Raw genomic sequence first — 16,007 nt, 5'->3', positions numbered from 1 at the left:
CACCAGCCCATTGCGACTTGATTTTCTGCAATGGGCTTCATTGTTCACTCGTTTACATAACCCGTCATTTCCACAAACCCCTCTCCGTCATGAGAACCTTTAAAACTGACCATTCCCTCAAAATATTCAATACCAAAGCGCATGATCTGTTGCTGATTAATCACAGCCACGCGTAAATCAACATTTAAACCAATACTTTGTTTTTCTACTTGTAAGTCAAATGCATAGGGATAATCTAGCCTATCGTTAACATGACTGACCAACTTAATATTATTCGCATCAAGAATATCAATAGCGCCATTAGTATGCATCAAGCTACCATAGATAAAATCCTGTTCAGAAGAGCGAATACGGTAAATCATCAAGGCTTTATCTGTTGATACACGCAAAGAAAACCAGTCCCACCCCAGCTGATCTTGCGCGAGCATTGCCGATCCCCACTCGCGGTCAAACCAAGCCGAACCAGTCACATTGAGCCATTGTCCTTGCCATAATATTTTACCTTCTACGTCGATAAAGGGCTGAGAATAATAATGGCTCGCGATCGCCTCACGCTGATGCTTTTTACTATAGCCCTGCTCACCTTGCAGAAAAAATGGACTCGCAGTCACTAGCGATAATTTTACCTGCCACGCTTCATTATCGGTACGCGCAGATCCATAACTGAGCTGCGCAGGTAATAATGCCGCCGACGACTGCCATAACCAATCATCAATTGCAGCAGAAAAAGGTTGCTCAGTAATAGCCACATTAGCAAACTCTTCCCTTCCCTGACGAAAGGCAGCAAGATGCACCTTAGTATCCGCCAACGCACCATGAGCAAAATACCACTGCGCCTGATTAACCGCGGTACGGAATAACGTCCATTGCGTAGCAAAAGGTATTCCGGAGTCACTCTTTAAATTAGCCGTTAAGTACCACCATTCATGGCGATAATCTTTATGTGGCGAATGTGCTTGAGGAAAACGAAACTGATGCTCAGGTAAGGCCTGCGCATATTGTAGTTCCTCACCTTCTCCGACTTTAAGCGGACTTTTATTCAGCTCAGGTAGTGTTTTGACTTGTTCGCCACAGGATAATAATAAGAGTACGACTAATACTACAAACACGAACAATTTAAACATTTTACGTGGTTTCATCTGCGACTCCTTAAATTCAATTTAAACAGCGGAATACCGAGTGCTGGCAATAAGAATAACAATCCGAATATGCTGCTGACAGCAAAGGACCCCACATTGAAGATCAGTGGCATTGACCAACCAAAAGAAGCTGGTAATGCCTGACTCACCAACGCATGGGCTAATATTGTGGCGATTGGCCAGCTTAAAAGTACGCAGCCCACAGCAAGTAAGCACCATTGCATCAGCATATGAACAAACAGCTCGGCCTTGCTATAACCCAAGCTGCACAAAATGTATAAATCGGCTTTACGTGCCAGCTCTAAACCATTAGCCGATAAAAACAGGCCAAAGCAAGCAATCACCAATAATATAACCGCAATCAACTGCGTTAATACAAAGGTCTGTGCAAATACCTTCAGCGCTATTTTTTTTACTTGTGAGGGTTCATAGATTTGATCATCGGCCAATCCCAACGCCAAGCCCATAGCTTGTTTATCGATAACAGTACCGGAACGAAAATACACACCGAAACCACTATAAATCCAGCCCGTAAATGACCGATTAGCTTGTGCGGTATCTAACGTCAGTGAAAAACCCGGGTAGCCATATTCATAATAAACACCTTGAATGTGACAGCTGTATTGCATATCCCCTTGATGAAAATGAATTAATTGATCAACGGCCAATTGGCGTTTAAGCGCGAGCTGTTCATTAATAAAGCACCCCTGCTTAATCTTAGTCGATAACAACTTTAATAATAGCGATGACAGCTGTTGGGGTGACTGATAACTGGATACTTTAACGGCGTCATTCTCTACCCTCGCCCAAGTATGCTGATGCAGAGTATATTCATCAATATCATTGTTATTTTGCAGCCAATCTTCCACCTGTGGTTTTTGGCCATGATGATAACGGATAAGTAAATCTGCACTTAATTGTTGATCAAGAAAGCGCACAAACGCCCCCTCAAAACTGTGTACCATTAAAGCGGCTGCAATACTGGTTGTTAACGCAAGATAAAAAGCAGCTAGAGGTAAGTAACGTAGTCTGATCTGATTACTGGCATCTTGAAAAATATAGTAAACCCGGAAAGCGTTAAATCCAAAAGACCTCACACACAGCCCAATTAAAAATAACATGCCTTGTAAAAAATGGGGTAAAAACACCACACTCGCGCTCAATAATAGGCCATACTTAACCATGATCTGATACCAACTTTGGCTCGGCCACCCGCTAAATAACAGCAATAGAATAACCGCTCCCGCTAACGTGACCAATCGAGGAAGGTAGCCTGTTACCGTACTTGTAGAAAAAGTAACATGCGCAGTACTGATCCGTTTAAATTGTTTTGTTAATGCCAGTAATACCGCAACAGATGAAATAAGCAACGCCCATAATGCGTATTGCCATTGCCAAGCAAAGTGACCGCTCATATTCAGCGAATAAAGCTGGCTAAACGTGAGGCCCAATAAGGGCAACAACACAGTCACCAACGCGACGGCAATCAATACCCCGACAATACTGGCAACAAACACCAGAAATAACGCTTCAAGCAACATGGCTATTTTGATCGTATGTAGTGCAACCCCCAACAAACGTAACTGCATCGCTAATTCAGCACGTTTATGCCAAGCCTGCTCACCAGCCTGAAACGCAATAAACATACTGACAATAAATCCTAAAACAGCCAATGCCATTAAGTTAAGGTGCAGCGCATCGGCAAATCCACTGCGTTCTTGATATGACCAAGGTTCATTGAGGGATAAATGCGCGGGCAATGCAGCCTCTAACGCCTGCTTCTGCGGTGCTGTCAATGGCGCCACCATTAACGCGCTAAAATCAATCTGCTGGGGAAATAACTGCCAAGCGAGTGCAATATCAAGCAGTGCAACCCGACCCCATTGTTCGCTTGTGGTTAAACGAATGGGAATGGGGGTTTTGTCAGCCAATATCAATACAGAATTAACGTCGGGGTTGATATCGATATCAACATCCAGTGACGCCAAATGCGCTTTAGTGAACAAAACGGCTTGATGATTGAATTGGACAGGATTAGCAATACTCAGCCCTAGCATATCAATAGCAAGGAACTTCAAACGTTCGCCATTCGCAAGATTCTTTCGAAATGTTAATACTGGCGTAATGTGAGTGAAGCCTTGTCTGCGCAAGTGAGCAAAGTCACTCTTACTCACTCGACCACCTTGCTCAGCGACAATATAAAAACCGATAGGACTCGTTAACTGTGCATTGGCTTGGCTATATTGTTGTTTGCTCGCATGATTTAAGACCAGAATACAAAGCAAGGTGCTGGTAGCGATGGCTAAGCTGAAAATGAAACCCAAATGTAATAAGCGATGATGATTATATTCTGCAATCTGGGTTTGTAATGCCAGCCACAATTCTTGCCCGTCTACTCTGCGGATGAAACTAATAGCATTACCATCCGTCATCGTCTCTACCGCCCCAACTCGATTATCTCTATTTATAGACGTGGTTGATTAAGCTTAGCTGACCATCCGCTAATTGATAGATCTTATCCATTTTGGCCGCAACGTTATAGCTATGAGTAACCAGTACGAGTGCGGTATTGTGGGATTTAGCTAATTTAACTAATAATGCCACGACACGGCTACTATTATCGTCATCGAGATTACCCGTTGGCTCATCGGCAAGTAATAATTTAGGTTGTGCACTCATCGCTCTGGCAATCGCCACACGTTGTAACTCGCCACCAGAAAGCGTCGAAGGATATTGATTTAATAAAGAGTGGATGTCTAACTGTTGAGCCAAGTTATAACACAGAACAGTATCGTAGCGCCCAGCCAAACGGGCACTAAAAGCAATATTGTCCTGAACCGACAAACTCGATAATAAATTATATTGTTGAAAAATGATTCCTAACTGTTTCTTTCTCAGTTCACTGAGCTGCTGTTCACTCGCCTGTGCCAGTTGAACCCCTGCAAGCGTGATCTGTCCTTGCTGTATCGGCTCTAACCCAGCAATAAGATTAAGTAAGGTAGTTTTACCGCTGCCACTGTCCCCCATCAGGCCAATACATTCCCCTTCGCCCACGGCTAAGCATAGATCTGACAACAACTTTCGCTGGCCATGGCCGTCCGAGACCTGGTGGCTAAGAGCCTCAATGGTTAATGGCACTGTTACTCCTTTTTGAACTTTCACAGGAAAGACATCACTTTGCTTGTGTCGCTAATATTAACGACACACGATTGATACATTATATTGTTTAATTATCTTCTCTTAAGTCTAGCGGTTGATGTACCTTTAGCTGGAACAACCTCTGCACCACCAATGATATTCACGTTGTCATAAGCAAAGCGAATTTCTCTTGTCCGCCGTTCAATAGCTTGCGGTAAACTAGATGAATTAGACAATAACTGAACGATTTGTTTACGAAAACGATATATTTGAATGTTGATATGGTTCTCACTCTGCCCCAAGATCTTACTCAGTAACTCTTTATCAATCCAGCCTTGCTCATCAGCCCTCACCCCTTTAATAGCGTCATCGAGACGTTTTCTAGCCAGGATTAACATTAAATAGTGATGATTGCGTTGCCCTAGATCGAACACCTGGCCACCCATCGTTAATTTCATCGCAACATGTTCTTCATTTTGACTAACCATGAATTGTATTGATACTTGTTCAACAGTTTCAAGCTCAGACACATCATTCTGCAACCTTTCAGCTGTAGAACTGGCGCCAATAAAAAGCCAAACTTGTGCTCGTCGACTAACCAGTTCAGTCACTTTTGGTACCCTAGCCGGTAACCCAAGTGTAACCAATATTAATAAGCTATTTGGCGAAGACAGCTCAACAATACGCCATCCTTCTCCGGACAGACTGCCGAAATTAATCAAATCATTCAGATGTAAATGATACTCACGTCCTCCGTGAATTCGTTTGCCATTAACATAAGTACCATTACAACCCAAATCTTGCAGTACCCACACACTCCCATTCCAAAAAATTGTTGCATGCATACAAGAACTATCTGGCTCGAACAATAATGAATGTGGCGCATTAAACTGCCTACCAAAGAGATGCTGTGGCATCAACGTAACTTTCTCTTCAGTATTAATATTGATAATTTTTGCCATAAAAAATTCCATCTATAATTATTAATTTAATCGTATCCGTTACATACATAATTCTGTGCCAGCAGCCAATTCAGCACGGTTTCGCCCTTTCGCTTTCGCTCTGTACAACGCTTTATCCGCACGAGCAAACAAGGTATCCAATGTATCTTCACATTGAAATTCGGCACTGCCGATACTACAAGATAGATTAAACTCGGATAATGAATGGTTTATGGTTACCGCATTTTGAATCCCCTGTGCAAAGCATGAAATGAAATGTTTATCCACACCATTAATCAAAATAGTAAACTCATCTCCAGCGAATCGAAAAATTTGTACTCGTTCACTACTGAACTTCAATAATAGTTGCGCAAAGTTGGCTAGCACAAGATCCCCTGTTTGGTGGCCATATTTATCGTTGACCCATTTAAAGCCATCAAGATCAATGATAAGTAATGATAAGTCCAATTGTTTTTTATGACTATTTTCGGATAATTGTTGAAAGCAATGCTCAAATTTATTTCTGTTAGCGAGCCCTGTCAAGCTGTCTTTGAATGCCAGTAACTTCATTTTCTGATATTCCAGCGCATTATATAATGGATTGCTCAACACCTTAGACAACTGGGTTAATAACGCTTGTTGTACCATGGTTAGACGTTGTTCTAAGTCGCACTCTAACTGACCAAAAACATAGTCGTTATTAAATAAATCTAACCTTAAATTAACATTATCGGGAGCAGATATTTCAGCTGTCAAAATATGACGTCCAGTATGAAATTCAAGATGACAGAGAGGTATATATTCACGGACGCTTTGCTTAAAAATAGCCAATAAGACTTCAGGATCTAGACTGGATTGTAATTTACTCGCTAAATTGACATAGGCTCTTTCTGCTACTTTTGATTTGATCAACATATTTAACAATAGCGGGTGTGTGAAACTAAGATTAAATAACTTATACGATAACCAAGTGTGTGCTGTCATTACTATTATCACCAACTTCTATTTTCAAGTCAGTAATATTAAGCATCTGACTTTCCTCGGGTTATTATTAAAATAATAACAGGACTCATCACTGTTTTTATACCAGTTGCCAAACAGCAAACTATATAAACAGTTTAAATGCAGATTACCACTTTTGAGATCTAAAAAATATTACACCTTATTACACTTACAATTATTACACTTGTAATAAGCTACTAAATTACATGTATTTTCTGGATTGAAAATATATAAAAAGTGAAATAAGATTAAAATAAGTGTGCACTGATACTCAGCTCGATTGTTTTAGGGCAGATCTAAAAAAAGCGACTCTAAGAGTCGCTTTTTTATTTACACTTATTGTTATTTAAGTACTATTTTTTCTTCGCTGGACGACGGCGACGTGGTGGTTGTGAGCGTTTTGGTACATAACCTAAGATAGACTCAGGGATACCAACTTTCGCTTCAAAACCTTCAACTTCTTTACGATCGATAACATGGTCTAGCAATTGTTCGATAGCGCATAAGTTACGGAAATCATCACGAGATACAAATGAAATCGCTTCACCTGCTGCACCAGCACGACCAGTACGACCAATACGGTGAACATAATCTGCTGCTTCTTCAGGTAAATCGTAGTTTACTACGCGGTCTAAATCATCAATATCAATACCACGAGAAGCAACACCAGTAGCAACAAGTAAGCCTAAATCACCGGCTTTAAATTCTGCTAGTAACTGCTCACGCATCGCTTGGCTACGACCACTGTGGAATGATTCAGCTTTAATGCCACGTTTTTCAAGTTGGCTTACTAATTTAGCTGCACCACGTTTTGTTTCAATAAAGATTAACGCCTGCTTCCAGTCATTTTCAATAATCATGTGGCTAAGCAATGCCGATTTTACATCTTTATCAACAACAGTTAACCACTGGTCAATCTGTTGTGCAGTTGTATGCTCTGGTTCAATCGAAATTTCCATTGCATAGTTAATTGCTGTTTTTGCCAAGAAACGTACTTGACTAGACAAAGTAGCTGAGAACAGTAAGTTCTGACGTTCTTGCGGTAAACGCTCGATGATTTTGTTGATATCGTTAACAAAACCCATGTCTAACATTCTATCCGCTTCGTCGATAACGAGCACTTCTAGTTCGTCAAAGTGAAGCGCACGTTGATGAGCCATATCTAATAAACGACCAGGCGTCGCAACTAGAATATCAACACCTTCAATAAGGCGTTGTTTTTGTGGTTCCATATCAACACCACCGTACATCGCCATAGATGTAAGGTGTAAATTTTTACCGTATTGCTCAACGTTTTCTGCTACCTGAACTGCCAGTTCACGAGTTGGAGTCAAGATCAGCGCACGAATACGCTTAGCACGTAGTGTATGTTTGTGGCTGAACATTTGTAATAGTGGTAATACAAAACTTGCTGTTTTACCCGTTCCTGTTTGCGCTGCTGCAATCAGGTTTTTACCCGATAAAATAGCCGGAATTGCTTTTTGTTGAATCGGCGTTGGTTGCTCGTAGCCTAACTCAGCTACTGCTTGGGTAATTAATTTGTTTAATCCAAACTTAGAAAATGGCATTTGTAATCTCAGGTATTTGATAAATAAGTAAAATAGGTAAACTGTTAGGATTGGAATAAGTAACAGTTGGATATTGGCGTGCATTCTAACACGAAGCGAGGACTAGCGGGATAATTTAACGTTTACTGCGTTTATTTCGATACATGCACCTATCCGCTTGCTCAATCATATCTTCAAGCACTGTTATCTGTCCATTATTAAATGTTTGGCAACCATAACTAACCGATGTTACGCCACCTACATCGAATTATGGATAAATGACTCGACGTTTATGTCATATTATAAATAAGTGTTTAAACGAATATGAATCAATACCTTTTCACCATTAACACAAAGAGCCCTTAAGTTATGTTTGATGCCATTAAAGAATTCATCAACCCAAGTGAAAATGCCAATTTATCAAAAGCATTCGAGTATCAAAATACGCACTTACCAACATTATGGTTACTGGGTAAAACAGGCGCAGGTAAATCGTCATTGATCCAAACGATTACTGGCGATAGTGATGTTGAGGTAGGTAATGGTTTCGAACCTTGCACAATGACATCACACGCTTACAGCTACCCTAAAGCGACCCCTTTACTGCGTTTCCTTGATACACGAGGATTATCAGAGGCGGACTACGACCCGGCTGAGGATATTAAGATCAGTGCGCAACAAGGCCATGCTTTACTTGTCATAGCCAAAGCTGAAGAACCGGAACAAAGCGATGTGCTTAATGCACTAAAAAAGATTAAAAAACAAAATTCAATCAAGCAGATTTTAATCATTCATACAGCCGTTAAACAACTCTCTGCTGATGAACAAACCAAAACAGTACAATATAACCAACAGCAATTTGAAAAAATATGGGGTGATGAACTGCCCTACCTTGAAGTCGATTTTGAACTCGCGAACGGCGACACACTTGGCATTCCAGCTTTAAAAAATAAGCTAACGGAATTACTGCCAATTATCCAACAGTTTAACGACGTACAACAACACGCGGACACAGAAAGTGCTAATTTTCAAACGTTAAAAACAGAAGTACTCTGGTATGCAGGTTCGGCTGGGGCAGCAGATGCAATTCCAGCTGTTGGATTGGTTGCAGTGCCGAGTATTCAAGCAAAAATGCTACACAGTTTAGCTAACCAATACGGTATCGATTGGAATAAACAAGCTTTTGCAGAATTTATCGGGACCTTAGGTTCAGGTTTTGCTTTCCAATATGCATCGAAGTTCGGTATTCGCCAATTAGTAAAATTAATTCCTGCTTACGGACAAACTATTGGTAGTGCATCTGCTGCCGTGATCAGTTTTGCATCTACGTATGCCATTGGCCGTGCGGCTTGCAAGTACATGTATCACAAAAGCAAAGGGGAGACGGTGTCGAATAAAGACATGCAAGCGGTATACAAGGACGCACTATCAAATATTAAAGAGGTAGCGAAAAATGAAACGCGTTAAAAATAGTATCGCACAGCTTAATAACCTCTCGGCGGGTGTAACAACTGTACTTACATTAGCGGTATTCCTGCCCATACTTGTACTGTGTGGCTTTGGTTTATACGCCATTATTCAATATGGTTACACCCTGCAGTTTGCAATTGTATTAGTGGCTACATTTCTCATCTCTTATATCCCCCTGTTACTATTACGTCGAAAGACACAAGTGAAAGTCGCTGAATTGCTCATGTCTGAAGACCGTTTATCTGAAGGAAGAAACCCAGAAGGCAGCTTAGTGAAATCCTCTGCCGATTGGTCTGATGCCGAAAACGCCATTTGGCAACGTCTTAACCAAAAGATTGAAGCGCAGCTCGCCGAAAATGATGAATGGGGCTCGTTAAAAACACACGGCCTTGTTATCGCAAATACCACAGCCCAAGCGTTTTCCCGTGCTGACTTTCAATTTTCAGTCACCGACGGATTAAAGCTATTAGAAGAAGTAAGCCGTCGCTATCGCGTCATTCTCAAAGAAAACGTACCCTTTGTTGAAGATATTAAAGTCTCTCACTTAAAGTTTGCTTATGATCATCAAGATCAAATTGAAACCGGCAAACAAGCCGCAGACTTACTCAGTAAAGCGTATCGTGTTTATCAATTCATCAACCCTACAGCGGCGATAGCGAAAGAAGTGCGTAACAAGTTACTCGGGGATATGGCTGGTAATGTCGGTGCCAATTTACAACTCAATATAAAAAAAGCGTTTCTACAAGAAGTCGCGGCAGTTTCAATTGATTTATACAGCGGTCGTTTTTCTATTGAAGAAAGTGACATGAACAAAAGCACGATCGCAGAGGAAGATGAAAATCGTCAGCCAGAGCAGCTTGAACCCTTACGTATTGTGGTAATCGGGCAAATCAGTGCCGGTAAGTCGTCGCTTATCAACACGATAAAAGGGACCCTTGATGCAGAAGTAAGCGCACTCCCCTCCACCAGCGAAGTACATGTTTATAGTTGTGTAGTGGGTGATATTGAAGTGCTAAACTTGGTGGATTTACCCGGCCTTGATGGTAGTGAAAAAACCAGCAAAACAGTGCTTAAACATGTAACCAATGCGGATATGGTGTTGTGGGTATTAAAAGCAAACCAATCATCACGGCAACTTGATCGTCAATTCATGCTTCGCTTAGATGAGTTTTACGCGCATAAAGACAACTTACACCGTAAAAGACCTGTATTCACGGGTATTTTAAACCAGGTGGATAAGTTAAAACCCTTGGCTGAATGGTCACCACCGTATGATTTAGCCCAGTCCGACTCAGCAAAAGTAGTGACGATTAACAAAGCGATTGATTACAACCAAAAGTTACTTAACTTCGATACTATCATCCCGACTTCGTTTTCAACTGAATCGAAGACGTGGGGACAGGAAAGTCTAGCGCAACTGATTGCCAATAATGTGGATGAAAGCATTAACGTGCAACGTAATCGTCAACGTTTAGAAGGGAGAAATAACGGTGCATCTGAACAATTAAAACGTGTCTTTAAAGGCGGGAAAAGCTTATTTAAAACCTTATTTAAATAATGTAGGGAGGATGACGACTCCCCCCGTATTAATGTGTAATGCAGAGCACTTGAGTTGAGCTAACTTAACGGAACCGCTTCAGCGACTAATTTAAGGTGTGCTAAAAACTGTTGTTTGTCCATCTCACCAACAACACGTAAGTGCTCTATTTCATTACCGTCACCATCAAAGAACAACATACTTGGCGGTCCAAATAACTTCGCTTTCGTCATCCATTCTGATTGCGGCTTGGTATTGTCCGTAATATCAAATTTAAGCGCATTGATTGCGGTCATTGCAGTGGCAACACTTGGGGCTGAAAACACGTGTTTGTCCATCACTTTACACGATGTACACCAGTCTGCGTAGAGGTCGACCATAGTCACGACTTTCGGCGCTTGCAGATTATTAATCGCATTATCAATATTTTGTACCGACGCAGTTTTCATAAATAGCGGCCGCGCATCATTCTCTGAACCCGTGCTAATAGCGCCACGCTGGGTGATATGCTGCAACGGGTCTGTCATATCATCAGCGCCCGTCATCATGCCCACAAATAACATAGCGCCGTAAACCAAGGATACGAATACCACGACATGACGTAACCACAAACGACTTGCTTGTATATTCGTGATGTTATGAATGTACATTGCACAACTGATAATAAGTAATGCCCACAATCCTAATGTCACACTCGGAGCAGCAAACCGGCTGATAAGTAAGATAGCGATCGCCAGTAGCATCACGCCAAACCCTTGCTTAACACGGACCATCCAAGGGCCGCTGCTTGGTAAGAATTTACCGCCCGACGTACCGATTATCACCAAGGGTACGCCCATGCCTAATGCCATCACGAATAACACACCACCACCAAACAACCAATCTTGAGTGGTAGAAACATATAATAATGCACCCGCCAGCGGCGCTGATACACAAGGCGATACCACTAAGGCTGAAATAGCGCCCATCATAAATACCGTTATCGCTTTACCCCCTGTTAAGCGTTGCGATTGGTTATTTAATGCAACTTGTAAACGCGATGGTAATTGCAATTCATAAACACCAAACATAGCTAACGCTAACAACACAAATAGGCCTGAAAATATAACTAACAACCAGGTTTGTTGCATCGCCGCTTGTATATTAACGCCCTGCCCAACCGTCGCCATTAACACGCCAATCAATGCATAGCTTGATGCCATACCCAACACATAGGCTAACGAAATATAAAAGCCTTTCCAGCCCGTCATGCCAGTGCCTTGACCACCAATGATGCTCGATAAAATGGGGATCATCGGCAATACACAAGGAGTAAAAGCAAGCCCTAAACCAAGCACAAAGAAAAGTAACAAGGCTTGCACTCGCCCAGCCCCCGCTAGCACACCCGCTAAACTTTGGCTGTCATTTGCTGAAGCCCCCGTCACACTCATCAAGGGGGTTGACGCTGGACTGATAGGTTCAACAACAAACGGTATAACCGAGCTATTGGTCACCTTAGCTTCAAGTTCAATCACTTTACGCTGTGGTAAATAACATAAACCACTGTCAGCACACCCTTGGTAGCGGACCTTAACACTGCCACTTCCCGTAAACGGTAAAGTAACCGTTAGCGGTTGATGATAAACCTTCACTAAACCAAAATTAGGATCTTGTTTTTGTTCTGCGACAATTGAAAATTGTGGCTCAGCCAAGCTGACATTGCCACTCGTGACATTAAAAGAAAAGCGTTTGTGGTAAAGGTAATAACCCTGCTCGGTCGCAAACGTTAATACCAATTTATCGCCATCTTCAGCGTTTAATACTTGTGATGAAAATGGAAATGCTTGGTTAACCGTAAGGAATTCAGACTCAGCATTACTGCCCGCTTGCGTCTGTGCAATAGCGCTTACACTGGTTAACAGCAGCAACATGATACATAGCTGCTTCATTGCATCATTTAATTTAAAAAGTAACGTCATGATAATAAAAAATCCGTATTTTGATGAACATTCAACTGCTCATCAACTAATGCAAACCCAATTTCTTCGGGAACCGTTAAGCGAGGGTTAATCGTTAATGCTGTACTTATGATCCCAGCTTGCAATGCGCTATCTGCAACAACCGTCACTGAAATAACCTGCTGGTGAGTATCTTGTGACGCGAGAATATGAGAACTTTCTTGGTCTGAAAACTGTTGTCGTCTTGCATAATGCGCTGATGTAGTCAGAGCCTGATTACGTAGTGGTAAAGCAAACAGCGCTTGCGTCTGTTCATGTGGGTTAACCACTGCCACCACAAAGTCACTGCCATCCACTTTACAGCCCGACGCACGAACATCACCACCAAAGTTAATTAACGCACCACTACTGGCTTGTTCTGCAATGGCTAACGCCTGATCAACAGCGACTTCTTTAATCACGCCACCGAGATCCAATTGCGTAATAGGAAAATGCATGATCAAGATATTATCTTCTATATCCCAGGCCGCTAACCCCATATAAGGGGCTGCATCTTGATAGACCTGTTCACGTGTTTTAGCATTGCTTTGCAATAACGTTTTGACCGTACCAACCGTAATATCAAAGATCCCCTGCGTCGCAATACTATACTCTCGCACCTTAGTTAGAATATCCAGTGTCTCAGTATCGATAACCACGCGTTTACCACTGCGCTGGTTAATCGTTTTCGTTAACATTGAGGTATCAGAATAGAAATTAAATTTTTCTTCTAAACGGCGTGTATTCGTTTCTATATCCCGCGCTAACGCCGCAGCTTCCGATGCAATCAAAGTCGCTTCGCAAGGTACTGTCATCGCCATAAAACGATGTACACAAGATTGCTTAATAGTCATATGTTACCCCTACAGCCCACCAGCGACTGGCATAACCATTACTCTGTTCATAATAAGCCGCTAATGCATTCATCCGCCATTTACTTGATAACTTAAGGCTTACACCCAATTCATAGGCATTGGCATTAAAATCACCCAAACGAATGTCTGTAGTGGCATAACCTTTTGAGGCGAATGTTGGATCACTGGATTTCGGGTCAATAAAGAAATTCGCACCTTGCTGACTATACCAAGAATAACCCGGCGCCAGCATTAACCAATCCGTGATTTTGATACTCATTTTACCACCCAGCTGATGTGACATTACGCCCCAATCATCGGTAAAAAATTTATAACGCGGACGCACAACTACACGATCAGTCACACTGTAAAATGTTTGTACATTAATCCCACCAGAAATACGTGTATCAGGGCGCGAGTCTTGAGCCAAAAATACTTCATCATCACTAATTTTACCGTCATCATCAATATCGACTTCACGTAATACCGTAAGATAATGATTGCTCAAATAACCACTTTTATAACCGCCGTAGGCCGTAAAGGTTGCATACAAATTAGGAGTGAATACTTGTGACATCCCGACTTCCATACTTGATGTAAAGATGTCTTTCCATTGCTGTTCATTGCCGCCATCTTGATATTCCTGAAACGCCAATGTCTGATCAGCAAGGACTGAACCACCAAGGCTAAATGAACGGTTTTTACTGCTATCTGTATAGAGCAAGGCTTTCGCATTCGCGCCCATACTTTTATAATCATCTTCTTGTGAGTAGTTCACGCCCAGAGTCCATTCATCTCGGTCTTTATCCCGGAAGGTCACATTTGTTGCCGCAGAATAGCGCGTATCCTCTAACTCAACGGGACGCATCTCATAATTACCGCGGTAAGGGTCATAACCCGCACGGATGACTTCCGACGTCTTATCTTGTGCTTCTTGCGTACGTTTTCCCGCAATAACACCCGATGATGGCGTTGTCGGCACCCAAGCTGGTGAAGCTCCAGATACAGTGTCATAACCAAGTTCGGCTGTGATGGTCCAATCCAAACCAATATTCTTCTCTAGCGAGAGAATGTTGTCTCCGGCTTTGATCTTATCGCCGTATTCTTCAAAACTCAAATGATGGATCGATACATGGTCTGCAGCAGATACAGAGCCAGCAACAAGGCCAAATAGGGTTAACGGTAATTTTATATTCATTTTTATCATTCATCTTTAATTGATTACAACCGTGATTTATCAGCAATACCGTCTAAATCACTAGTCACAGAACAAGCGTCTATTTACGCGCGTAACAAGGTACTTTTAATTACAGCCACAGCCGCCACCACCGACACCATTACCGCCAATCGAACCTTGTTTATAAGCAAATACTTTTTCTGAAAACACATCAAACTCAGGCACTTCTCCACCGGGTTTCATGGATTTTTTCGCCAGAGTCCCTTTTTGCCAAGGTTTAACAGGCTTAACGCTAAACCAGTCACTAATCGCCGAGAACAAAGAAGGTTCTTCATCTACATCATTACTCACAGGTGCGGGTAATACCGATGCACTCAATACAGGATAAACAGGTATCGGTGCTGGTATCACTGTGGGTAAAACTCTTGGTATAGGGGTTGGTAAAGCACTTGGTATAACTGCCGGTAACGCGCTAATAACAGATTGTGATGGCTGGTGGTTCTGCACATTCACAGGCCTGATCACAACGATTGTCGGTGTTTCAGCTGTATGCTGACGAGAAGATGCCGACACTTCTGCGATTGTTTCCTGGCTTTTGTAAACCACATTAGAAATAGACTCCGTCACTTGGTAAGGTGAGTCTTGGCCTGTAGTCGTTACTTCGGCTTGCAGACCAAAACAGGTCAATAGCAGCGAAGAAGACAGTAAGGTTAATTGTGCATAAGGTTTCATTGACCTAGCCCCATATCTTTCAAGTCACTCATAATGACATCTCCAATATGATTAATCGCACCATAACGCACATTTAACACCTGGCCTTGGTAAATGTAATACAGCGCCGGCATACCAATCGGTTGAAAATCATCAACCAGCGTTTGATCGGCATCGTTAACAACGCGGAATTTGATTCCCAACGATTTCTGAAATGCAATACCAGCAGCCACATCCTCATCGACATCGACACCAACAACATCAACCCCTAATGCATACAATGAAGGCACTAACTGGTTTACTTCTGGCAGTTCAGCACGACAAGACACGCACCACTCAGCAAAGAAATCAATTAACGACACTCGATTGGGGTTTAACCCAAGTTGTTCCTGAGCGGCTGCAGAAAGCATTTCGCCTCGTTGATAAGCGTGCGCTTGGCTAGACAACAATAATGTGAACACCACAAGCCATTTTTTAAACATAAGTACCTCTAATACAATTAATTTAACTAATTC

Annotated in this window: 13 protein-coding genes; 2 read left to right on the top strand and 11 right to left on the bottom strand. The window is 42.1% G+C overall.

The window, feature by feature from the left end; translation table 11 throughout:
• Positions 1–44: 44 nt before the first annotated feature.
• The 6 genes from HWV03_RS08370 to HWV03_RS08345 all read right to left on the bottom strand — a co-directional run bounded on the left by HWV03_RS08370 (position 45) and on the right by HWV03_RS08345 (position 7,788).
• On the bottom strand, positions 45–1,139 hold the full coding sequence (locus HWV03_RS08370) for a lipocalin-like domain-containing protein (protein WP_211679287.1): 1,095 nt from the start codon (positions 1,137–1,139) through the stop codon (positions 45–47).
• A complete protein-coding gene (locus HWV03_RS08365) occupies positions 1,136–3,571 on the bottom strand; it encodes an FtsX-like permease family protein (protein WP_211679286.1) in 2,436 nt (811 codons plus the stop codon). Before HWV03_RS08365 ends, HWV03_RS08370 begins: the two co-directional genes overlap by 4 nt.
• A gap of 28 nt (positions 3,572–3,599) precedes the next feature.
• Entirely contained in the window at positions 3,600–4,277 is a 678-nt protein-coding gene (locus HWV03_RS08360; protein ID WP_211679285.1) for an ABC transporter ATP-binding protein, read from the bottom strand.
• Positions 4,278–4,369: 92 nt separating this feature from the next.
• Positions 4,370–5,239 (bottom strand): FHA domain-containing protein, encoded by an 870-nt coding sequence (locus tag HWV03_RS08355; RefSeq protein WP_255547124.1) that lies wholly within the window; start codon positions 5,237–5,239, stop codon positions 4,370–4,372.
• Positions 5,240–5,278: 39 nt separating this feature from the next.
• A complete protein-coding gene (locus HWV03_RS08350; RefSeq protein WP_211679283.1) occupies positions 5,279–6,202 on the bottom strand; it encodes a GGDEF domain-containing protein in 924 nt (307 codons plus the stop codon).
• A gap of 371 nt (positions 6,203–6,573) precedes the next feature.
• Positions 6,574–7,788: a DEAD/DEAH box helicase gene (locus HWV03_RS08345; protein WP_211679282.1), complete on the bottom strand. Its 1,215-nt coding sequence runs from the start codon at positions 7,786–7,788 to the stop codon at positions 6,574–6,576.
• A 348-nt stretch (positions 7,789–8,136) separates the two neighbouring features.
• On the opposite strand from HWV03_RS08345, the gene HWV03_RS08340 reads away from it, so the two are divergent.
• On the top strand, positions 8,137–9,234 hold the full coding sequence (locus tag HWV03_RS08340) for a YcjF family protein (RefSeq protein ID WP_211679281.1): 1,098 nt from the start codon (positions 8,137–8,139) through the stop codon (positions 9,232–9,234).
• Positions 9,221–10,795 (top strand): GTPase family protein, encoded by a 1,575-nt coding sequence (locus HWV03_RS08335; protein WP_211679280.1) that lies wholly within the window; start codon positions 9,221–9,223, stop codon positions 10,793–10,795. The genes HWV03_RS08340 and HWV03_RS08335 overlap by 14 nt, the downstream gene beginning before the upstream one ends.
• Positions 10,796–10,854: 59 nt before the next feature.
• Here the strand turns inward: HWV03_RS08335 and dsbD are convergent, their stop codons facing one another.
• The 5 genes from dsbD to HWV03_RS08310 form a co-directional block, all read right to left on the bottom strand.
• Positions 10,855–12,732 carry a protein-disulfide reductase DsbD gene (gene dsbD, locus HWV03_RS08330; protein ID WP_211679279.1) on the bottom strand — a complete coding sequence of 626 codons (1,878 nt, stop codon included), beginning with the start codon at positions 12,730–12,732 and terminating at the stop codon, positions 10,855–10,857.
• Positions 12,729–13,604 (bottom strand): FAD:protein FMN transferase, encoded by an 876-nt coding sequence (locus HWV03_RS08325; protein ID WP_211679278.1) that lies wholly within the window; start codon positions 13,602–13,604, stop codon positions 12,729–12,731. The genes dsbD and HWV03_RS08325 overlap by 4 nt, the downstream gene beginning before the upstream one ends.
• A complete protein-coding gene (locus HWV03_RS08320; protein WP_211679277.1) occupies positions 13,594–14,802 on the bottom strand; it encodes a DUF3570 domain-containing protein in 1,209 nt (402 codons plus the stop codon). The genes HWV03_RS08325 and HWV03_RS08320 overlap by 11 nt, the downstream gene beginning before the upstream one ends.
• A gap of 105 nt (positions 14,803–14,907) precedes the next feature.
• On the bottom strand, positions 14,908–15,513 hold the full coding sequence (locus HWV03_RS08315) for a DUF4266 domain-containing protein (protein ID WP_211679276.1): 606 nt from the start codon (positions 15,511–15,513) through the stop codon (positions 14,908–14,910).
• Positions 15,510–15,974: a TlpA family protein disulfide reductase gene (locus HWV03_RS08310; RefSeq protein ID WP_211679275.1), complete on the bottom strand. Its 465-nt coding sequence runs from the start codon at positions 15,972–15,974 to the stop codon at positions 15,510–15,512. The genes HWV03_RS08315 and HWV03_RS08310 overlap by 4 nt, the downstream gene beginning before the upstream one ends.
• Positions 15,975–16,007 lie beyond the last annotated feature (33 nt).

The sequence above is a fragment of the Moritella sp. 36 genome, assembly GCF_018219415.1.
Classification (GTDB): domain Bacteria; phylum Pseudomonadota; class Gammaproteobacteria; order Enterobacterales; family Moritellaceae; genus Moritella.
The sequence above is the reverse complement of the archived record's forward strand: the minus strand, read 5'-3'. Positions and strand labels throughout refer to the sequence as shown.

Coding starts and splice junctions, on each gene's coding strand:
- HWV03_RS08370 (WP_211679287.1), bottom strand. CDS start 1,139: ATGAAACCACGTAAAATGTTTAAATTGTTCGTGTTTGTAGTATTAGTC.
- HWV03_RS08365 (WP_211679286.1), bottom strand. CDS start 3,571: ATGACGGATGGTAATGCTATTAGTTTCATCCGCAGAGTAGACGGGCAA.
- HWV03_RS08355 (WP_255547124.1), bottom strand. CDS start 5,239: ATGGCAAAAATTATCAATATTAATACTGAAGAGAAAGTTACGTTGATG.
- HWV03_RS08350 (WP_211679283.1), bottom strand. CDS start 6,202: ATGACAGCACACACTTGGTTATCGTATAAGTTATTTAATCTTAGTTTC.
- HWV03_RS08345 (WP_211679282.1), bottom strand. CDS start 7,788: ATGCCATTTTCTAAGTTTGGATTAAACAAATTAATTACCCAAGCAGTA.
- HWV03_RS08340 (WP_211679281.1), top strand. CDS start 8,137: ATGTTTGATGCCATTAAAGAATTCATCAACCCAAGTGAAAATGCCAAT.
- HWV03_RS08335 (WP_211679280.1), top strand. CDS start 9,221: ATGAAACGCGTTAAAAATAGTATCGCACAGCTTAATAACCTCTCGGCG.
- dsbD (WP_211679279.1), bottom strand. CDS start 12,732: ATGACGTTACTTTTTAAATTAAATGATGCAATGAAGCAGCTATGTATC.
- HWV03_RS08325 (WP_211679278.1), bottom strand. CDS start 13,604: ATGACTATTAAGCAATCTTGTGTACATCGTTTTATGGCGATGACAGTA.
- HWV03_RS08320 (WP_211679277.1), bottom strand. CDS start 14,802: ATGAATATAAAATTACCGTTAACCCTATTTGGCCTTGTTGCTGGCTCT.
- HWV03_RS08315 (WP_211679276.1), bottom strand. CDS start 15,513: ATGAAACCTTATGCACAATTAACCTTACTGTCTTCTTCGCTGCTATTG.
- HWV03_RS08310 (WP_211679275.1), bottom strand. CDS start 15,974: ATGTTTAAAAAATGGCTTGTGGTGTTCACATTATTGTTGTCTAGCCAA.